This window comes from Kitasatospora sp. MAA19 (assembly GCF_029894125.1).
Taxonomy (GTDB): Bacteria; Actinomycetota; Actinomycetes; order Streptomycetales; family Streptomycetaceae; genus Kitasatospora.
Window position 1 is genome coordinate 120,438 of sequence record NZ_JARXYZ010000009.1, and the last position, 18,667, is coordinate 139,104.

Sequence of the window (18,667 nt, forward strand, 5' to 3'; positions counted from 1 at the left end):
AACTCGATGCGAACGCACCGCTCATGACCTGCTGCTCGGAGTCACGGCCGCGCATCTCGTAGTCCGCTCTCGCCCGGGCCTTGCCCCTGCCGAAAACCTCATCCAGGGCAGCGTCGGTGGGTGGTGTAGTCCCACTTCGCGGCGATGAACCTGCGGTGCCAGGCGAGTAGGGTGCTGGGGGTGACCGGGAAGACCTCGTGCCAGCACCGCCGGGGTATCAGCGCGGACAGGGCGGCGAACCAGAACCGGTCGGCTGGCTCGTAGCGGACCCCGGGCCGGCCAGCTGCCTGCGCAGCACCGCATTCTCGTGCCTCAGCACGAGCAGCTCCGCGCCCTTCGCCGCCTCCCCGCGAAGCAAGACCGACGAGACGGACAGCAGCCTCCGGGCCACCTTGTACAGCAGGCACACGATCACGCGGACATGATCCCAGTGAACCATCGACGCCTCGCCCAGCTGCGACGATGACTTTTCGAGCGGCACAGCCGCATCGATGTCGGCGTCGGCGTTCTCCCCTTATGGCGGAGTTGTGCGGCCCGGGGCCCCGCGTTGTCGCCGGGCCCCGGGCTGCATCGTGGTCAGTTCTTCGGTGAGCTGCTCGGCTGGGCGCTCGTGGGCGTGTTTCCGATCTCGCGGGTGACGATTGGCCACTCGTGGTTGTAGATCGGGAAGGGTAGGTCCTTCTCGAGGAGCGGGGTGCCGAGGATGGCGATGCGGGCCATCACGGCGCCGTTCACGTCCAAGCCTCCGTAGAGGCCGACCTTGCCGTCGACGGTCGGCTTGGCGCCGCTGCTGTCCACGCTGACGGAGCCCTCCACCGCGGCGCGCAGGTACGGCTCGATGGTCGCCTTCACGCCCAGGGTGTCGTAGAGGGCGACCGAGCCGTCGGCGACCAGGCTGGCGCGGACGCTGGCCTGGCCGGAGAACGTGGCCTTGACCGGGGAGACGGTGGTGGTGCCGGGGTCGGTGGCGGGGGTCCAGCCGCCGGCCTTGGTGTAGTCGGCGTGGACGCCCCAATTTCCGTCGTAGGACTGGGTGGTGTCGACGGTGACGGTGCCGTCGGCGGAAACCTCGGCGTAGACGCTGAGGTCGAGGACAATCACGACGGGCACCTGGCCGACCATGATCACGGGCATGGCGGTGAGCTTGGCGATCGGAATCTTCACCGGGCCGGTGGAAGCGGTGACGCCGGCGGTGAGGTGCCAGTTGGCGTGCGCGCCGAGGTCGAAGCCGACCCTGGCCTGCTGGGGGCTGAGAATGCCGCCCTGGTAGGTGAAGTCGACGCTCGGGTCGAGTTCGAGCGAGCCGGAGAGCACGGCCGAGGCACCGCCTGGCAGGGTGACGCTGTTCTTCACGTCCAGTTCGAGCGCGGCCGAGGCGCCGCCGCTGCCGCCGCGGGGGTTCGGGACGTAGGAGGCCTTGAGGTCCTTGACCTGTGGCGTGATCTGGATGTTGTGCGGGTCGAGCGCGCTCTTGATCTTGGCCCAGGTCTGGCCGAGCAGTTCGGAGATGGTGGCCGGGCGGGTGCTGACCGCCACCTTCCCGTCCGCGGCGGGCTGGACATCGGTGATCGCCAGCAGCGCGCCGCGCGGCGCGACGGCCGACGGCGGGCTGTCGATCACCTGACCGGTGCGGACGGCGGCGGTGGCCGCGGCCGTGGCTGCCGGGCTGGGGGTGCCGGCGGCGGTGTCGGCGGCGGCGAGGACGGCTTTGCCGGTCTGCTGGTCGTAGGCGGCCAGCTTGAGGTCCGGGGCGGCGGCCACGACGGGCTGACCCGACGGGGACGGGCTGGTCGAGGACGGGCTGGCAGGGGCAGCCTTCGGCGCGCCGGAGGCGGTCGGGCCGGTCTTCGGGCTCCCGGGGGGCGGGGTGACCAGCGTCACCTTCGGACTCCCCGTGGGAGCCGGCGCACCCGGCACACCCGCGGTGGCCGGGGCGACCAAGGTCACCGTCGGGCTTCCTGTGGGAGCCGGCGTGCCCGGCAGGCTCGTGGCGGTCGGGGTGGGCGCGGCCAGGGCGGCCGCAGCGGTGGGATTCGCTGGCTGGGTTGCCGGCGTCGTCGGGTCGCAGGCGCTGAGCGTGAGCACGACGGATGCGGCGAGCGCGGGCAGCGCGAGGGTGCGTATGGACAAGTTGTATGGCCACCTTCAGCGTGAGGGTCGGGGAAGGCAGGGCAGGATCGGACCTGCGGCGGCATGCTACTGACAAATGGTCAACAAGGACTAACGGCAGCTCAAGTAATGCTCAAGGCGCAAACACGCCGCAGCATCGTGCGTGCACACGTCACCGCCCGCCGGGCATCCCGGCGCGAGCGCCACCGCAACGCGACGCGCGAGTCGATGGCAGCAGTCGGCACCTCGGCGTTGCGGTCGCCTCCGGGCCGACGGCCAGGAGCACCTGCTGCACGGGTCGTGAATTCGGCCGGCCTTCGCGCGTGCGAGGCAGGGCGGAGGGCCGCGGTGGAGACGGCCAGGATGAAGGTACGCAGGCATGCTGCTGCCTTGACCGCCCTGGAAGCCGACGGGCGCCACGTCGGCCTGACGCTCAGTCATGCGATCTGGGCTCCCCGCCGTTGCCGTGTGCCTTGCTCGCCGGCATGTACTGCGAGCCTGCCCCCGGCCCTGCGCGGTCCGTTGCCGAGCTTGCGCTCTCCGCCTGCACTACCGGGCAGCTGGAGAGACCAACCGGGTGGCGCTTGGAGTCGCTCGGTGGTTCGCGTTGCGGATCACGGATGGGCTCGCAAGATTGCTCTGGGGAACGCCGGACACTTCGCCCGCCTTCCGGCGTTGCCCCGGTCCTGTGCCGTCCATCAGCAGCGAAGCCCCCGTGCGCCAGGCGGGGGCGGGCTCCCGGCCGTCCAGTGCACCCGACACGGAAGAAGCGCCATGCCAACCCTGACCACGCGTGACGGCGTCGAGATCTACTACAAGGACTGGGGCAGCGGACGCCCGGTCGTCTTCATCCACGGCTGGCCGCTGAACGCGGACGCCTGGGAGGACCAGATGAAGCTGGTCGCCGACCACGGCTTCCGCGGCATCGCCCACGACCGCCGGGGCCACGGCCGCTCCAGCCAGCCCTGGGACGGCTACGACTTCGACACCTTCGCCGACGACCTGAACGACCTGATCACCAAGCTCGACCTGCGCGACGTCACCCTGGTCGCCCACTCCATGGGCGGCGGCGAGCTCGCCCGCTACATCGGCCGCCACGGCACCAGCCGGATCAGCAAGGCGCTCCTGCTCTCGGCGATCCCGCCCCTGATGCTCAAGACCGCCAGCAACCCCGAGGGCGTGCCGGCCGAGGTGTTCGAGACCATCAAGGGCGGCATGCTCAAGGAACGCTCGCAGTTCTGGAAGGACTTCGCGCCGGCGTTCTTCGGCGCCAACCGCGAGGGCAGCCAGGTCACCCAGGGCAACCTCGACGCGTACTGGCTCCTGGCCATGCAGCAGAGCCTCAAGGCGGGCGTGGACTGCGTGACGGCATTCGCGGAGACGGAATTCACCGACGACCTGAAGAAGTTCGACATCCCGACCCTGATCGTGCACGGCGACGCCGACCAGATCGTGCCGATCGACGCAACCGGCCGTAAGGCCGCGAAGATCATCCCGAACGCCGTCCTCAAGGTCTACGAGGGCGCCTCCCACGGCATCGCCGTCGTCCCCGGCGAGAAGGAGAAGTTCAACCAGGACCTCCTGGACTTCCTCCAGAGCTGATCCCGCCGCCCCCGGTGATCAAAGGGCCCGCCCACCGAGACACGGTCATCGACCTCCGGTGAAATTCCACCCCAGGCCGGGACCGTGGACCGCCGACGAGATGCTGGGTTCCGAAGGCGGTCCACCTCACCTGTCCGAGACGGACCGTGTGTCCTGCCCGTTCATCAGGCCGAGCTGTGCCGCGGCCCGGATCGCGAGCCAGACCTCGGCGAACGCCCCGGTGGAGGACAGGTCGCGTCCGGTGATCTCGGCGAACCTGCGCAACCTGTAGGCGAGGGTGTTGGGGTGGATGTGGAGGGCGGCTGCCGCGTCGTCGGTGCGCCGGTCCCGTTCCATCCAGGTGCGGACCGAGGGCAGCATCTGTGAGTTGTGGGCGGTGTCGTACCGAAGGGCGGCGCCGAGCACGTGCTCGACGAGCGCTGTCAGCACCACGGGGTCATCGGGGAGCCAGCGGCCCGCAGTGTCGTCGCCGTACCTGACCAGTGGCCGGCCCGACTCGGCGGCGTTGGAGGCCGCCCAGAGGGCTTCGCGCTGGGCGACCCGCAAGGGCTCGCCCGGAGGGAAAGGACGGCTCATGCCGGCCGCGACGCCGGGCATGGCCGCGACCGCCTGGCCGAGCTCCGGCGAGCCGAGCACGTACCGGTCCTCCCCGCGGCCGAGCAGCAGGTGCGGCTGCCCGTCCAGACTGCGCAGCAGGGCGTCCTCGCTGACGCCGCGTACCACCAGCAGGGCCGTCTCCCCTTCGATGGAGTGCCGCAGGAGCCGGCGGCGTGCCGTCGCCGGGTCGAGGACGTCCTGCAGTAGCTCGGCGAGGATCTCCGCGCCTTCACGGCGCAGAGTCTCGCGTTCGGTGCGGACCATGGCGAGTTGGAGCGCGGCCACGGTGGCGATGTGCTGGACGACGGCGAGCCCGGCCGGGCGGGCGCCCTCGCGTGCGAACGCGATCAGGAATCCGGCGGGGCCGCCGGGCGCGAGCACCGGCAGGGCGAACCCGCCCGGGATGGTGGGTGGGGCGTCCGTCGAGGCCGGGATCACGGCGGGGTCGGGCGCGGGAACCCCTGGCAGCAGCGGGCGCCCCTGCGGAGTGCACAGGTACACGTCGTACCCGGACAGTCGTTCCAGTCGCTGGAAGAGGGTGGCTGTGTCGAGGTTCTCGGAGGCCAGCCAGCGCAGGGCGCCGAAGACCTGGAGCTGGGCGCCGAGCCGCTGCCGGGCGTCCTCCTGCACGGCAGCCGCGACCTCCTGGGCGACCGCGATGAACGGCACGGCCAGCGGGACCTGCAGCACGGGCATGCCCCGCTCCTCCGCCGCCGCGAAGAACGCCTTGTGCAGCGGTGGTACGTGCAGCTGCGCGGAGAGCGCCAGCGCCGCGACTCCGGCGTCGTCGAGCCGCTCCAGGTAGGCCCGCTGGCGGGCGGCCGCGCGGGGGATCGCGAGTCCGGTCGTCATGATCATCTCCGCGCCCAGGAGCCAGGGCGTGGGATCGTCCAGCTCGCTCACGTGCGCCCACGACACCGCCCGTCCAAGCCCGCCCTCGCCGGCCAGGAGCCGGAGCTGGAGGGCCGGGAACGACAGCAGGTCCTCCACAGTCAGTTTGTTCCTGTCCACAAGAAGCACGGTACATCTTCGGGAATGAACCAATTGCTGTCGCGGTGGACAGCACCCCAGACTGGGCGAAGTCCGGCTGCCGCATCCCCCCCGAGCGGCAGCCGGCAATCTCACCGCCCCGCAGGCCTGAAACGCTGATGAGCCGCTTGCGAGAGGGCTGTGCCGCTCAGAGAGGAACCACCCCCCATGACCGAACCCCGAGGCCCCGTCGACTCCTCCCGGATCCCGCGGTTCGCAGGCCCGGCCACGTTCGCACGGCTGCCACGTCTGGACGAGGTAGGGCGGTGCGACGTCGCGGTGGTGGGCGTGCCGTTCGACAGCGGGGTGTCCTACCGGCCGGGTGCCAGGTTCGGCCCGGCGGCGGTCCGCGAGGCCAGCCGGCTGCTGCGGCCGTACCACCCGGGCCTGGACGTCTCACCGTTCGCGCAGATGCAGGTGGCCGACGCCGGGGACATCGCCTGCAACCCCTTCGACATCAACGAGGCCGTCGAAACGATCGAGCACGCCGCGGGCGAACTCATCGCCGGCGGCGCGAGGCCGGTCACCATCGGCGGCGACCACACCATCGCACTGCCGCTGCTGCGCGCCCTGTCCAAGCGGCACGGCCCGATCGCGGTCCTGCACTTCGACGCCCACCTGGACACCTGGGACACCTACTTCGGCGCCGAGTACACCCACGGCACGCCGTTCCGCCGCGCGGTGGAGGAGGGGATCCTCGACACCGAGGCGCTCAGCCACGTCGGCACCCGCGGCCCCCTGTACGGAAAGAAGGACCTGGAGGAGGACCGCCGGCTCGGCTTCGGCATCGTCACCGCCGGCGACGTCCTGCGCAGAGGCGTGAGCGAGGTGGCGGACGCGCTGCGGCAACGGATCGGCGACCGCCCGCTCTACGTATCCGTCGACATCGACGTGCTGGACCCGGCGCACGCGCCCGGCACCGGTACCCCCGAGGCCGGCGGCCTGACCAGCCGCGAGCTGCTGGAGATCCTGCGCGGCCTGGCCGGCGCCAACCTGGTCGGCGCCGACGTGGTCGAGGTCGCCCCCGCCTACGACCACGCAGAGATCACCTCGGTGGCCGCCTCGCACGTCGCCTACGACCTGATCAGCCTGCTCGCCCTCACCAAGAGACCCTGACCCCGCCCCCCACACCGCGCCACCCGGAGTCCCCCATGTCTCAAACCTCAGCCCCCGCCAAGACCGGGACCACCGCCGAGACCACTCGGGCCAAGGTCACCGAGGTGGAGCCGCACGGCGTCGCCCCCATCCCGCCCGAGGAGCAGACCTCCCGGCCGCTGGACCTGTTCCGGCTGGTCTTCGGCGGGACCAACACCTTCGCGACGATCATCCTGGGCACCCTGCCCATCGCCTACGGCCTCGGTTTCTGGGCCTCGGCCTCGGCTGTCGTCGTAGGTGTGGTCGCCGGCGCGCTGATCCTGATGCCGATGGCGTTGTTCGGCCCCCGCAACCGGACCAACAACGCGGTGTCCTCCGGGGCGCATTTCGGTGTGGTCGGCCGCTGCGTGGGATCGTTCCTGTCGCTGCTCACCGCGATCGCGTTCTTCTCCATCTCCGTGTGGGTCAGCGGCGATGCGATCGTGGGCGCTGCCGGCAGGCTGTTCGGCATCGACGGCGGGGACGCACTGCGCGCCACGGCGTACGGCGTGATCGCCATCGCCGTCCTGATCGTGTGCATCTACGGCTACCAGTTCATGCTCCTGATCAACAAGATCGCGGTCGTCGCCGGCAGCGCGATCATGCTGCTGGGCGTCGTCGCTTTCGGCGGCTCCTTCCACGCCTCCTTCGCGGGTAGCGGCCATTACGCCCTGGGCAGCTTCTGGCCCACCTGGGTTCTCGCCGCGCTCACCGCGCTGGCCAACCCCGTCTCCTTCGGGGCCTTCCTCGGAGACTGGTCCCGCTACATCCCCGACCGCTACAGCCCCTCCCGGCTGATGGCCGCCCCCTTCCTCGCCCAGGTCGCCAGCCTGCTGCCCTTCCTCTTCGGCGTCGCCACCGCCACCCTGGTCGCCGACCCGAACAACTACGTGGCCGGCCTGGCCGCCGTCTCCCCACTCTGGTACGCCGTACCGCTCATCGCGATCGCCCTGATCGGCGGCCTGTCCACCGGCACCACCGCGCTCTACGGCACGGGGCTGGACTTCTCCTCGATCTTCCCGCGCCTGAGCCGGGTCCAGGCCACCGCGCTGATCGGCACCCTGTCGGTCGCCTTCATCTTCATCGGGAACTTCGTCCTCGACATGGTCGCCAGCATCAACGCCTTCGCGACCCTGATCGTGCTGTGCACCTCACCCTGGATGGCCGTCATGATGATCGGATACTTCGTCCGCCGCGGCTTCTACCTCACCGACGACATCCAGGTTTTCAACCGCGGCCAGAAGGGCGGCGCCTACTGGTTCACCAACGGCGTGAACTGGCGCGGCATGGCCGCCTGGATCCCCGCCACCACCGTGGGCCTCCTGATGGCCAACACCCCACTGATCGCCGGCCCCTGGCGAAACATCGCCGGCGGCATCGACCTGAGCCTGATCGCCACCCTCGCCGTCGCCGCCGTGCTGTACACCGCGCTGCTCATCGTCTTCCCCGAGCCCCGCGCCGTCTTCGGCCCGGCCGGCCCCCGCCTGGTCCCCGCCAAGGACACTCCGCTGGCCCCGGTCACCGCCGAATGACCACCACCGCACGATCCGCTCCCTGGAGTTCACGATGAACAACACCGGACCCGCCGCAGAGGTGCGGGCCGCCGCGGCCGCCCTGGTCGCCGCCTTCGCCGACGGTCGCCTCGACGACTACTTCGCCGCCTTCGCCGCGGACGCGACCTTCCTCTTCCACACCACCCCACAGCGCCTCACGTCCGTCGAGGAGTACCGCCGACTGTGGCAGAGCTGGGAAGCGGAGGACGGCCTACGGATACTCGGCTGCAGCTCCACCCAGCCCCTGGTCCAGGTCCTCGGCGACACCGCCGTCTTCAGCCACCACGTCGAGACACAGGTCGCCACACGGGCGGGCGAGGAGACCCTCCGCGAGCGCGAGACGATCGTCTTCAGCCGCCGGGGCACCGACCACTGGCTCGCCGTGCACGAGCACCTGTCCGCAGCCGCCGATGACTGACCACACGGCCGCACACGGCACAGACACACCGGCATCAGTGAACGACGAGGAATGACAGATGAGCACGTTTCGCAACTACGTCAACGGTGAGTTCGTCGATGCGGCGGACGGCCGCACCCTGCAGATCGTCGACCCCACCACCGGCCAGGCGTACGCGACCTCCCCGCTGTCGGGCGCGGCCGACGTGGACGCGGCGATGGCCTCGGCCGCCGGCGCCTTCGAGACCTGGCGGGACGCCACGCCGTCGACCCGGCAGAAGCTGCTGCTGAAGATCGCTGACGCGGTCGAGGCTCGGGCCGACGAACTGGTGGATGCCGAGTGTCGCAACACCGGCAAGCCGCGCGGCCTGACCAAGTCCGAGGAGATCGGCCCGATGGTCGACCAGATCCGGTTCTTCGCGGGTGCCGCCCGGCTGCTTGAGGGCAAGGCCGCTGGTGAGTACATGGACGGAATGACCTCGATCATCCGCCGCGAGCCGGTCGGCGTCTGCGCCCAGGTCGCGCCGTGGAACTACCCGATGATGATGGCGGTCTGGAAGTTCGCCCCGGCCATCGCCGCCGGCAACGCCGTGGTCCTCAAGCCCTCCGACACCACCCCGGCCTCCACCGTGCTGCTGGCCGAGATCGTCGGCGCCGCGATCGCCGAGCTGGAGCTGCCGGCCGGCATCTTCAACGTCATCTGCGGCGACCGTGAGACCGGTCGGCTGATGGTCGAGCACCACACGCCCGCGATGGCCTCGATCACCGGCTCGGTCCGGGCCGGCATCCAGGTCGCCGAGTCCGCCGCCAAGGACGTCAAGCGCGTCCACCTGGAGCTCGGCGGCAAGGCCCCGGTCGTGGTCTTCGAGGACGCCGACATCGCCGAGGCCGTCGAGGGCATCTCGGTGGCCGGCTTCTTCAACGCCGGCCAGGACTGCACCGCCGCCACCCGCGTGCTGGTGCACGAGTCGATCCACGACGCCTTCGTCGAGGCGCTGGCCAAGGCCGCGGCCGAGACCAAGACCGGCGGCATCGACGACGAGGACGTGCTCTACGGCCCGCTGAACAACGCCAACCAGCTCGCCCAGGTCTCCGGCTTCATCGAGCGGCTGCCCGCCCACGCCAAGGTGGAGGCGGGCGGTCACCGGGTCGGCGAGGTCGGCTACTTCTACGCCCCGACCGTGGTCTCCGGCCTGCAGCAGGACGACGAGATCATCCAGAACGAGGTCTTCGGCCCGGTCATCACCGTGCAGAAGTTCACCGGCGAGGACCAGGTCGTCGCGTACGCCAACGGCGTCGACTACGCGCTGGCCTCCTCCGTCTGGACGAAGGACCACGCCCGCGCCATGCGGATGTCCCGTCACCTGGACTTCGGCTGCGTCTGGATCAACACCCACATGCAGCTGGCCGCCGAGATGCCGCACGGCGGCTTCAAGAAGTCCGGCTACGGCAAAGACCTCTCCTCGTACGGCTTCGAGGACTACACCCGGATCAAGCACGTCATGACCGCCATCTAACTTCTAACTTGGGCATCACAGCGTCGCGGGTTCAAATCCTGTCGCCCGACAGCAAGTCTCTCGCAGGCCAGAGGCCGTTTCCACAGAAGCTGCGGGAACGGCCCTTCTGCGCGTGACCCGGGCCGGTGGTCGCAGGGGTGGTCGCGCCTCCGTAGGCCGGCGGGACCGCCGAACAAGTGGTCATGTCCGTCAACTTTCCATCATAGGCAGACAGTTGTCGCAACCTTCCGCCTTCCGCCGCTTCCTTGCGAGCCGGGCGGAGTTGGCCTTCGAGAGCAGGTGAGCCCGAGTCGGTTCGACCTCGACATCACCGGGCTGATAAGCGTCATCGCCGCGTTCACCCCGCAGTTGGTCAACACTGCCGACGAGCGTGGCGTGGCCGACTCGATCACCCTCCTCGGCGGGCCGCTGCTCCCGTATCGTCGGTCGTATGACGCGTCCGCTGCTGCACCAGCGTTGGCCCGAACTGGCCCAGTCGCTGCCGCACCTCCCGCTGGGCGACGCGCCGACGCCGGTGCGGCCTCTGGCCGAGCTCGGCTGCCGGTCTCCGCTCTGGCTGAAGGACGAGAGCGGCTACGGGCACGGCGGATGGGGCGGAAACAAAGTCCGCAAGCTGGAATGGCTGCTACCCGAAGCCCACCGGCGCGGCGCCCGGACACTCCTCACCGTCGGCGGTCTCGGCACCAACTGGGGCCTGGCAGCGGCACTCTACGCCCCCGAGCAGGGCCTCACCGTCGCCCTCGCCCTGATCGACCACCCGGTCGACGATCACACCCGGGCCCAACTCCGGCGCCTTCGCGCATCCGGCGCCACCTTGCACTTCCTGCACACCAAGACCCGCCTGATCCTCGCCGCCCCCTGGCTCTTCGCACGCCATTCCTCGATGCGACATCCCACCTTCCCGTACTTCCTCCCGGCCGGCGGATCCTCGCCGCTCGGCACGCTCGGGTACGTCGAGACCGCACTGGAGCTGGCCGCGCAGGTGTCGAACGGGCTGTTGCCCGAGCCCGGTTGGGTCGTGACCGCGGTCGGCTCGGGAGGCACCGCCGCCGGCCTGGCCCTGGGGCTGCGGTTGGCCGGCCTGCGCACCCGTGTCCTCGGGATCGTCGTCAACGACACCCTGCGCCTGGACAGCACAGCGCTCAACGCGCTGGCCCGCAAGTCCGAGGCGCTGCTCCGCAGTCGAGGCGCCGCCCTGCCACCAGTCGGCCTCAGCTCGGACGACATCCGCCTCGACCGCGGCTGGCTCGGTCCCGGCTATGCCCACCCCACCGCCGAAGCCAACGCGGCACTCAACCGCGCCGCCTCCGACGCGGGGCTGGCACTCGAACACACCTACACCGCCAAGGCCCTCGCGGCGCTCCTCGACCTCGACGCCTCCGGGCGCTTCGGCGACGAGCCGGTGCTCTTCCTCAACACCTTCGGCCCCAGATAGAGGGCACCGGACCGGCCAAAGCCCGCGAGTACGGGGCCCCGGCCGATCCGGCGCTTCCCGGATGCACGCCAACTGCGAACGGGGGATCGCCGATGGGTGCAGTTCGGGACGTGTGCGACGGGCTGTGGCTGGGGGCGGAGGCGAGGTTCACCGAGGCCATGCGTTCCAAGCTCAAACGCCCGGTGGTGGACGGGGTGCTGGTCGAGGTGGAACCAGGGCTGTTCACCCGCGCCAGGACGGAGACGGCCGCGTGAATGCGGGACGGAGGGCGGACGCGGCCGATAGCCAGGGCGCGTCGGCCTCGGCAGCCGGACCCCTGTGGCCGGCGCAGCCTGCCGGGTCGGTGTGTCTTGCTCAGGCCGTCACAGCCGGTCGGGTGGGTGGCTTCGGACTCAACGGGTGGGGCGGCGGGCTTCGGCGATCACGTAGCCGAGTTTTTCCGTGTAGATGGACAGTCCGGCTGGTAGGAGCTGGTCCATCTGGGCTGCGAAGTCCGGCCCATAGTGGTCGGCCAGGCGCTCCCTGTCCGCGCTGTATCGGGATTGGAGCCAGCTCATGCTCGGCCTGGTCTGCTCGGTGACGTCGTGGGCCTGGATCACTTCGAGTCCGGACTGGGAGAGCGCGTCGCCGTGGTTCCCGGGGTGCAGGAGGGACGAGAACGCGAATCCCTTTGTGAGGAGGTCCCGTTCCTCGCCCGTCAGCTGCTCTCGTTCGACGAATTCTGCGAGGACAACCCGGCCCCCCGGTTTGAGCGTGCGGTGGATCTCCCGCAGGACCTGGAGGCGGTCGGGCACGTGGAACAGCATCTCCACGGCCCACGCGGCGTCGAACGTCTCGGATTCGCACGGCAGGTTCATGGCGTCGACATGGATGAACTCCAACTGCGCCGACAGGCCGGCGTCGCGGGACTTCGCGATGGCGCTCTGCACCTGCGAGGAGCTGATGCTCACTCCGAGCGCCCGGGCTTGCGCGCGTTCGGCGAGTCTCATTGCGGGACGACCCGTCCCGCAGCCCACATCGAGCAGGTACTGGCCGCTCTGGAGCCGCAGAAGGTCGGTCAGGCGATCGGTCAGGCGGGTCTGGGCTGCGAACATCGACGACCCGTCGCCAGTGTCCCAGATACCGACATGGATGTTCTCTCCGAAGATCGAGGCGAAGAGCACCCCCATGTGGTCGTAGAAGCTCCCGACCGCTTCACTCGACGCGTGGAACTCTCTCCTGTGGTCGCCTTCCAAAGCAGTTCCCTTCGAGTAGGTGAATGCTCGGTTGGAAGCCCGCCGTCCGGTATGAGATGTCGGCGGGTACCCGTCCAAGCCCTGATGAGAGCCGTTCCACCTCACCACCGCCCCGGCGTGGCCGCGGGGCCCCCGTTGCGCAGGCAGGGCCGTTCTCGGTTGCGGACGAGAGCCGAATCACGGGTGGCACACCGGGGGCTCCCTCACCCCTGGTGACTACTCAACTCCCTGGTCCCCTCCGGCTCGGCGGGGGCGACGGTGTCGAAGAGGGCGCGTCCGTAGTGCCCGGCGAGGACAGGCTCGGAGGTGTTGAGAGCAAGGGTGAGCAGGCCGCACAGGTGCATCAGGCGGGTGGCCGGACGGAGTTGGGCGGGGTCGGTGCCGGTGGCGGCGAGGTGATGGAGAACGACCAGGAGGCCGACGACGGACAGGTCGACCATCGGGGCGATCAGCGGGGCGACGCCGCGTTGGCGGTGAGCCAGGTGTCCTCGTCGCAGATGAACGGCACTCCGCTGTCGGCGCGTTGGTGGCGGAGAGCGGTGCGAATCCCCTCGACGGTCAGCTGATCGTGATCGGGCAGCGGGGCCAGGGCGTGCAGGACGCAGAGGTGGATGAGGAGGTTTCCCTCCCACACCTCCCCGGGGTGCTGGGTGGAGCGCAGCAGGTCGAGGTCCTGGTCGTCGATCAGGTTCGGTCGTCCGTGGGCGTGGGCGAGGACGGCCTTGACCGCGGTGACCTGGACCCGCGCCCATGAGTGCAGACCGCGCTGGGAGAACGCTTCGGGCGGGGGGAGTTCGGCGGTAGGGATCGCGCCGAGCAGCAGGAGGATCGCGTGCAGGAGGGCGCGTCTGCGGGGGGCGGTGAAGTCCGGGGCCTGGGCGAGGAACTGGTCGACGTCCGGTAAATCGGCCTCGGCCGGTCGTTCGTGAAGGGCGGCCCTGGCCAGCAGACGGTCCAGCGGTCTCGGGGAGTCACGGTGCGCGCCGAGGTAGTGGGCCAGGCGAAGACGGGCGGACGGCTCCAGACGGGTGCGGTCCAGCAGGGCCAGCAGCAACGCGGACTCCAGGACCCGGCTGCGGCAAGGGTCGCGGACCGTCCCGTCCGGCTCGACCCGGGCCAGGAGATGAGCGCGAAGGCGGGCGGTGGCAGGCGCGAGGGTCGTGGGAAATGCTGTACGGGGCCAGCAGGGCAGGCGCGCGGATATCGGGACGGGCCTCATGGCGTTCCGTTCTCTATCGTCGATCGCGGGTCGCGCGCGGAGCTGGCGGTCAGGGCTGCGGCACTGCCAGGTGGTGCGGGCTCGGGGGTGAAGCGCCCGGTGACGGCCAGCCAGTGCAGGGTGGCGGTCATGAACGTCTCCACCAGGTCCACGTAGCGGCGGAGCCCCACGACCTCGTGCTCGGCCAGGTCGGGTGTCGCGCGCAGGGTCGCCGCCGTGGCCGCGAAGTTCGCACGGCGCTCGTCAAGCATCGCAGCAACGCGCGGCCAAGGCTGTTGAGATTCCATCCCGGCGGGCGACGAGCGTCACAAGGTTGTCCTGGCCGGCGGCCGCGTCGTCGGACTGCGAGGCCAGGTCGTTCGCCCAGTCGGCGACATCGGCCACCGCCCAGCGTAGGTCCCACAGCCGGCTGTCCACCCGGGGATCCTCCACCAGGTCGGCATGGCCGGTGCGTTCCAGAATGTCCAGCATGGGGAGCAGGGTGATCGTGCGGCGTCGCAGCCGGTTGTGGTCCGCCAGTGGAAGCCTTACCCCGGCCCGGCGCACGGCCACCCCCTCCTCACAGGTGCTCAGGAAGTCGGTGTAGTCCGCCGCGAGGCGCTCCCGCCAGCGAGCCGGCATGCCAGCGGCCGTGCGCTCCCACAGCCATGCCAGCACCACCGCGTGCCCGTTCGCTGCGGTGGCCCCCTCTCCGTCGCGTGCGAGCACGTGGCGCAGAGGTGCGGTGAACCGCTCCAACTCACCGGGTACCGATCCCAGGTCCCGCCGGCCGATCTGGTCGTCCAGCCAGCAGATGAACGCCGCCCACTGGGCCGCCAGCGCCACGTCCTGCGCGTCACCCCGCGGCAGGGCGCTGGCAGCCAGGACCTCCAGTCGCATCGCGGCAAGACGCCGCTCCTCGCGGGCATCGGCTACCAGGCCAGCCTGCCGCGCCCACGGCAGTAGCGTCGCGGCCGCGGTGGACAGCGGGCCTGACGAGGCATCAGTCACCGCATGATCATGCCAGATTGCCTCCGGCCCGGAGAGTGCATCCGACGATCCACATGAATCAGCCGAGGGCGGCTTCGGCAGGCCATAGCCCTCGGCTCTATGGGAACTGTGCCGCTGCCGCTGAATCATCCGGCCAGGGCATGAGCTTGATCGTCGGCCAGAGGCGGCCAACGGCGGTCGCTCCGCTCGCTTCGGCGATCTCCGCTCTGACCTGACTGACGCAGGAGCAGCCTGCCCCAGCCGCCGGGCAGGCGCTGCTGGCGCGGTCGGGCTGCGCAAGGGTCGTCAGCGGTAGCCCGGCGACGATGGCCATGGTGGTGTTGAAGAGGCGGGCGAGGTTCGCGGACGGGGTTCGCCTGCGCCGAGCGTCTTGCCGTCGTAGGTGAGGTCGGGGCTGGAGAAGCAGGGGATGCGCTTGCAGCTCACTGCTATGGGTGAACCCCAGGCTGCTCTCGGCCGTTCTGCGCGGCACCAACAGGGCCAGAAGCCCGGGCCGTCCCGGCCTACCCGGGCACTGACGGCCGTATTCCCCGCCAGTACAGGGAGGTTGTGGCGAGGAGGCGGGTGGCCGGTATCCGGTCACCCGACCGCCGTGCCCTACCAACCCGGGCGGGTCCAGGGAATCATAAGAACCTCCCAATGCTCCTGTCGGGCAACGGGGTTCGACAGGAGTTCAGCCGCGTGCGGATCTGTGGATCGCACCAAGTTCCTGAGGAGTCGGCATGCCGACAACCGCCTTGAAGAAGTACGCCAAGCAGACGGATGCTCAGACCGACCTGAAGCTGTACATCGATATCGGGCGCCACACCGCGCTGGGCCAGGCGCTCAATGACGCGTACGACGGAAAGGGCAAGGACAGCGGGAACCACGTGGTCGACGGCGAGAAGGTGAACGTCCGCCACTCCAGCGCCGGGGTGGCCGGGAAGGCAACCGTCACGCTCTTCCACTTCTTCAAGAACAACGAGTTCCACCTGGTAGCCCTTGGCGAGCACGTCTCCAGTACCGCGTACAGGATCGACGACGTACTCGGACAGGAGACCGCCCCCTTCCAGAAGAAGAAGACCGTCGGAGCGACCGGCTGACCGGAGCGAGGCACGTCCACACGCATCCACCGAGTGCCCAGACACGCCTGGTCACCGCACAGGCTGCGAAGGCAGGTGCGGACGACGACTGCCAGTAGCCCTCGTGTGCGAGCGGATTGACGCTGCCTCGACAGCTCGACCTTGCTCTGGAATCCCGTGGCCGGGTCGGTGACGTTCATGCGAGCGTCGGTGGGCACCTGCTGCGCGATCTCGACCGTGTACCCGGCGGCCTCGTACGCCGCGGCAGCCCGCGCGACAGCGGCCGGCATCTCCTTCGCCGCCCGGTCTATCGGCGCGAACAGGTCGACATCGTCGCTCAGCCGGTCCACGATGCGGTGCGCCTGGACGGCGTAACCGCCCGCGAGGGCGTAGCCGTAATCCTCGGCGAGGGCATCCAGCCCGATCCTGATCAGGCGCCGGTGCAGGTCGTCCACTACGCGGCAGCCCGTAGATCTGCGGCCTTCCCCTCACGCTCACGATCCGCCATCCGAGGTAGACCGGGCTCCTGAGGATCTTGCCGACGGTGCTGACTCGCACGGGGCCCCACGTGCGCCCGTCCATCCGTCAGCTGTCAGTCCCAGCGTGATCTTCCGCTGTGATTTCCCCTGCGCCGCCTCGTCGTAGATTCGCTCGATCATGGGCCAGCGCTTGCTGCCCTTCAGCTTGCCTTCTTCGTGACCTTCAGCCCATCCGGCGGTGTGCCGAGCCACTTTCCCGCGTCCCGATCAACCGCCTTGGCCTGCACCGCCTCGTCGAACTCCGGACGCTTGACCCCGGCCTTGTAGGCGGACAGGTTCTCGCGGAAGACGCGGCGGATCGTGTAACCGTTCCGCTTGCCCCAAGCCCGCCCCTGACTCTCCTGGGACTTCAGGGACAAGATGTCGCGCGCGGCGGTTCCCCGAACCACCTGGGACTTCCGAAGGAGAAGATCCAGGTACTTCACCTCGCTCGCCATGGCTCCACACTCCGATCAGCGGAGCGCATCCGCATCCAGAGGTGGACACCTGACTACGCGCTCTGGGGCGGCTACTGCGCCACCATCGCCCAGGCCCAACGTGGCCACTACGGCCTCCCCGACCAGGCCTGCGCGTTCTTCGACTTCTTCGCCCAGCCCGCCACCGCTCTCGAACAGCAAGCCGCCGACGCCCTCGGGCCGGACCCGCTGGACGGACCGCCCCTGGCCGCGGCCCGCGAGTACGGTCTGCTGCTCCAGGCGCACGAGCACCTGTTCTGGGACACCCTCGACCGACCGAACTGACCGTCCCGGCCCGGACCACCCGTCACCTGGCCGCCCCGGACCACCCGGCTGCCCGGGCCCTCGGCCGCAGCCCGACGGGTGCGGGGGCCGGACCCCCGGCCCCCGCACCCGCCCAGGTCCGCTGCCCGCCCGCTCAGGCCTGCCAGTGCGGCTTGCCGCTCACCATCCGGCAGTAGATCATCCGCCCGTTGGCATCATGGGTGCTCCTGCCGAGGTCGGCGTTGCGGCAGAACTGCCCGGCCGCGTAGCAGTTCCCCGCGTTCGAGCGGATCTCGCACTCCGCACCGCCGCCGGCTGCCGCGGTCTGCTGCGGCTCCGGGTCGGTCGGCGGCTGGGCGGTGGTGATCTTCGGCTGCGGCGTCTTGGGGGCGGGCGACTGCGCGTGGCTGCTGGGTGCGGCCGGCGCCGGGGCGGCCGGCGTGCTCGGCGCGGAGCCGGGTGCGGCCGGCGGCGTGCTGACCGGGGGCGCGGCCGGCGAGCTCGCCGGCGCGGCGGGCGGTGCCGCCGGCGGGGTCACCTGGGCGGTGGCCGTGGCGGCCGCCGAGGGCGACGCCTTGGCGCCGCCGTCGGCGGCCGACGGGTCGCAACCGGTCAGCGCCAGACCGACGGTGAGGACGAGTCCGGCGAATCCGGCCAGGCCGGCACGCCGGTGCCCGCGTATCCGTGAAGGCATGGGTGAAGAACGCTCCGTTCCGTTTGGGTGAGGTGCGTGATTCAAGCAGAGCCGACACGCGATCCGCACAAGCATCGCCCGCTCGTTGGCGGATCGAGATCTTCTGACTACCGAGCGTCGCCATTCGCCGGGCGGCCGTCACGCTGCGCCCAACCACCGGCCGTCCCGACAGGGGGACAACACCGGAGCGCGGCAACCCGCAGCTGCGGGGCGTCCGGGCGATCCGCGTGCAAACTGTCACGTGGAAGGAGCCATCCGGCTACCGTTGGTTACATCGGCAGCGCGCGGTCGACCTCAGCCCACGCCGGCGCACGCCGGGTGCATTCCGGCCACCGGGCCGGCCGTGGACCGGAGTGCCCGGGCTGTCACCCACTACGGAAGGGCGGCGCCATGGACGCTGACTCCCGGACCAGGACGGCGATCGAGGAGCATTGGCGGGCCTCGGAACGCGGGGACACCGAAGCCGAGCACGCCATCTACGCCCCGGACGCGATCCTGGACTACCCGCAGTCAGGTGAGCGGTTCCGGGGCCGCGCGACGATTGCGGCGCAACGCGGCGGACATCCGGCCGACCGGCACTTCAGCGTGCAACGGATCACCGGACAGGCACATCTATGGGTGAGCGAATGCATCATCACCTACGACGGTGTGCCCTCGTACTCGGTGAGCATCATGGAGTTCGCCGACCAGCACGTGGTCCACGAGACGCAGTACTTCGCCGACTCCTTCGGCGCACCCGCCCGGCGGGCCGCGCTCGCGGAGCCCATGCCGGGCCGGAGCATCGCCGGAACCTGATCGCACCCGCCGGGAGCCGCCGTTCCAAGGCACAAGCGGGTCG

Annotated in this window: 18 protein-coding genes and 1 pseudogene; 9 read left to right on the forward strand and 10 right to left on the reverse strand. The window is 70.3% G+C overall.

The genetic code is table 11. The annotated features are described in order from the left end of the window. Positions 1 to 122 precede the first annotated feature (122 nt). Both P3T27_RS16460 and P3T27_RS16465 read right to left on the reverse strand, forming a co-directional pair. Positions 123 to 415: pseudogene (locus P3T27_RS16460) on the reverse strand (integrase); the annotation flags it as partial. A 161-nt stretch (positions 416 to 576) separates the two neighbouring features. Then, a complete protein-coding gene (locus P3T27_RS16465) occupies positions 577 to 2,130 on the reverse strand; it encodes a hypothetical protein (protein WP_280679007.1) in 1,554 nt (517 codons plus the stop codon). Positions 2,131 to 2,883: 753 nt separating this feature from the next. Between P3T27_RS16465 and P3T27_RS16470 the strand changes: the two genes are divergently transcribed. Beyond that, positions 2,884 to 3,711, forward strand: a complete 828-nt coding sequence (locus P3T27_RS16470) for an alpha/beta hydrolase (protein ID WP_280679009.1) — start codon at positions 2,884 to 2,886, stop codon at positions 3,709 to 3,711. A 126-nt stretch (positions 3,712 to 3,837) separates the two neighbouring features. Here P3T27_RS16470 and P3T27_RS16475 read toward each other — a convergent pair whose 3' ends face one another. Beyond that, entirely contained in the window at positions 3,838 to 5,319 is a 1,482-nt protein-coding gene (locus P3T27_RS16475; RefSeq protein ID WP_280679011.1) for a PucR family transcriptional regulator, read from the reverse strand. Positions 5,320 to 5,505: 186 nt separating this feature from the next. Here P3T27_RS16475 and speB point away from each other — a divergent pair, with 186 nt between their 5' ends. The 6 genes from speB to P3T27_RS16505 all read left to right on the forward strand — a co-directional run bounded on the left by speB (position 5,506) and on the right by P3T27_RS16505 (position 11,626). Next, positions 5,506 to 6,453, forward strand: a complete 948-nt coding sequence (gene speB, locus P3T27_RS16480) for an agmatinase (RefSeq protein WP_280679013.1) — start codon at positions 5,506 to 5,508, stop codon at positions 6,451 to 6,453. Between the two features lie 35 nt (positions 6,454 to 6,488). Next, positions 6,489 to 8,003: a cytosine permease gene (locus tag P3T27_RS16485; RefSeq protein ID WP_280679015.1), complete on the forward strand. Its 1,515-nt coding sequence runs from the start codon at positions 6,489 to 6,491 to the stop codon at positions 8,001 to 8,003. 34 nt (positions 8,004 to 8,037) lie between these two features. Next, on the forward strand, positions 8,038 to 8,442 hold the full coding sequence (locus tag P3T27_RS16490; RefSeq protein WP_280679018.1) for a nuclear transport factor 2 family protein: 405 nt from the start codon (positions 8,038 to 8,040) through the stop codon (positions 8,440 to 8,442). Positions 8,443 to 8,500: 58 nt separating this feature from the next. Next, the gene (locus P3T27_RS16495; RefSeq protein ID WP_280679020.1) at positions 8,501 to 9,937 is read left to right on the forward strand and encodes a gamma-aminobutyraldehyde dehydrogenase; all 1,437 of its coding nucleotides are present in this window, start codon (positions 8,501 to 8,503) and stop codon (positions 9,935 to 9,937) included. A 430-nt stretch (positions 9,938 to 10,367) separates the two neighbouring features. Next, positions 10,368 to 11,372, forward strand: coding sequence for a pyridoxal-phosphate dependent enzyme (locus P3T27_RS16500; RefSeq protein ID WP_280679022.1), 1,005 nt, complete (start codon positions 10,368 to 10,370; stop codon positions 11,370 to 11,372). A 92-nt stretch (positions 11,373 to 11,464) separates the two neighbouring features. Continuing rightward, a complete protein-coding gene (locus tag P3T27_RS16505; protein WP_280679024.1) occupies positions 11,465 to 11,626 on the forward strand; it encodes a hypothetical protein in 162 nt (53 codons plus the stop codon). A 138-nt stretch (positions 11,627 to 11,764) separates the two neighbouring features. Here P3T27_RS16505 and P3T27_RS16510 read toward each other — a convergent pair whose 3' ends face one another. The 5 genes from P3T27_RS16510 to P3T27_RS16530 all read right to left on the reverse strand — a co-directional run bounded on the left by P3T27_RS16510 (position 11,765) and on the right by P3T27_RS16530 (position 14,816). Beyond that, a complete protein-coding gene (locus P3T27_RS16510) occupies positions 11,765 to 12,607 on the reverse strand; it encodes a methyltransferase domain-containing protein (protein ID WP_280679026.1) in 843 nt (280 codons plus the stop codon). Between the two features lie 203 nt (positions 12,608 to 12,810). Further along, positions 12,811 to 13,047, reverse strand: a complete 237-nt coding sequence (locus tag P3T27_RS16515) for a hypothetical protein (protein WP_348534105.1) — start codon at positions 13,045 to 13,047, stop codon at positions 12,811 to 12,813. A gap of 8 nt (positions 13,048 to 13,055) precedes the next feature. Next, positions 13,056 to 13,826 carry a hypothetical protein gene (locus P3T27_RS16520; protein ID WP_280679028.1) on the reverse strand — a complete coding sequence of 257 codons (771 nt, stop codon included), beginning with the start codon at positions 13,824 to 13,826 and terminating at the stop codon, positions 13,056 to 13,058. After that, complete coding sequence (locus P3T27_RS16525; RefSeq protein WP_280679030.1) at positions 13,823 to 14,077, reverse strand: hypothetical protein; 255 nt, start codon at positions 14,075 to 14,077, stop codon at positions 13,823 to 13,825. The genes P3T27_RS16520 and P3T27_RS16525 overlap by 4 nt, the downstream gene beginning before the upstream one ends. Then, on the reverse strand, positions 14,070 to 14,816 hold the full coding sequence (locus P3T27_RS16530; RefSeq protein ID WP_280679032.1) for a terpene synthase family protein: 747 nt from the start codon (positions 14,814 to 14,816) through the stop codon (positions 14,070 to 14,072). The genes P3T27_RS16525 and P3T27_RS16530 overlap by 8 nt, the downstream gene beginning before the upstream one ends. Positions 14,817 to 15,538: 722 nt before the next feature. Here P3T27_RS16530 and P3T27_RS16535 point away from each other — a divergent pair. After that, entirely contained in the window at positions 15,539 to 15,898 is a 360-nt protein-coding gene (locus tag P3T27_RS16535; RefSeq protein ID WP_280679034.1) for a hypothetical protein, read from the forward strand. Positions 15,899 to 16,556: 658 nt separating this feature from the next. Here the strand turns inward: P3T27_RS16535 and P3T27_RS16540 are convergent. Both P3T27_RS16540 and P3T27_RS16545 read right to left on the reverse strand, forming a co-directional pair. Further along, a complete protein-coding gene (locus tag P3T27_RS16540) occupies positions 16,557 to 16,853 on the reverse strand; it encodes a recombinase family protein (RefSeq protein ID WP_280679035.1) in 297 nt (98 codons plus the stop codon). A gap of 436 nt (positions 16,854 to 17,289) precedes the next feature. Further along, the gene (locus P3T27_RS16545; RefSeq protein ID WP_280679037.1) at positions 17,290 to 17,829 is read right to left on the reverse strand and encodes a hypothetical protein; all 540 of its coding nucleotides are present in this window, start codon (positions 17,827 to 17,829) and stop codon (positions 17,290 to 17,292) included. Positions 17,830 to 18,219: 390 nt separating this feature from the next. Between P3T27_RS16545 and P3T27_RS16550 the strand changes: the two genes are divergently transcribed. Continuing rightward, complete coding sequence (locus P3T27_RS16550; RefSeq protein WP_280679039.1) at positions 18,220 to 18,624, forward strand: nuclear transport factor 2 family protein; 405 nt, start codon at positions 18,220 to 18,222, stop codon at positions 18,622 to 18,624. The last annotated feature ends 43 nt before the right edge of the window (positions 18,625 to 18,667 follow it).

Coding starts and splice junctions, on each gene's coding strand:
- P3T27_RS16470 (WP_280679009.1), top strand. CDS start 2,884: ATGCCAACCCTGACCACGCGTGACGGCGTCGAGATCTACTACAAGGAC.
- P3T27_RS16525 (WP_280679030.1), bottom strand. CDS start 14,077: ATGCTTGACGAGCGCCGTGCGAACTTCGCGGCCACGGCGGCGACCCTG.
- speB (WP_280679013.1), top strand. CDS start 5,506: ATGACCGAACCCCGAGGCCCCGTCGACTCCTCCCGGATCCCGCGGTTC.
- P3T27_RS16550 (WP_280679039.1), top strand. CDS start 18,220: ATGGACGCTGACTCCCGGACCAGGACGGCGATCGAGGAGCATTGGCGG.
- P3T27_RS16515 (WP_348534105.1), bottom strand. CDS start 13,047: ATGGTCGACCTGTCCGTCGTCGGCCTCCTGGTCGTTCTCCATCACCTC.
- P3T27_RS16490 (WP_280679018.1), top strand. CDS start 8,038: ATGAACAACACCGGACCCGCCGCAGAGGTGCGGGCCGCCGCGGCCGCC.
- P3T27_RS16545 (WP_280679037.1), bottom strand. CDS start 17,829: ATGCCTTCACGGATACGCGGGCACCGGCGTGCCGGCCTGGCCGGATTC.
- P3T27_RS16485 (WP_280679015.1), top strand. CDS start 6,489: ATGTCTCAAACCTCAGCCCCCGCCAAGACCGGGACCACCGCCGAGACC.
- P3T27_RS16505 (WP_280679024.1), top strand. CDS start 11,465: ATGGGTGCAGTTCGGGACGTGTGCGACGGGCTGTGGCTGGGGGCGGAG.
- P3T27_RS16535 (WP_280679034.1), top strand. CDS start 15,539: ATGCCGACAACCGCCTTGAAGAAGTACGCCAAGCAGACGGATGCTCAG.
- P3T27_RS16540 (WP_280679035.1), bottom strand. CDS start 16,853: ATGGCGAGCGAGGTGAAGTACCTGGATCTTCTCCTTCGGAAGTCCCAG.
- P3T27_RS16500 (WP_280679022.1), top strand. CDS start 10,368: ATGACGCGTCCGCTGCTGCACCAGCGTTGGCCCGAACTGGCCCAGTCG.
- P3T27_RS16520 (WP_280679028.1), bottom strand. CDS start 13,826: ATGAGGCCCGTCCCGATATCCGCGCGCCTGCCCTGCTGGCCCCGTACA.
- P3T27_RS16495 (WP_280679020.1), top strand. CDS start 8,501: ATGAGCACGTTTCGCAACTACGTCAACGGTGAGTTCGTCGATGCGGCG.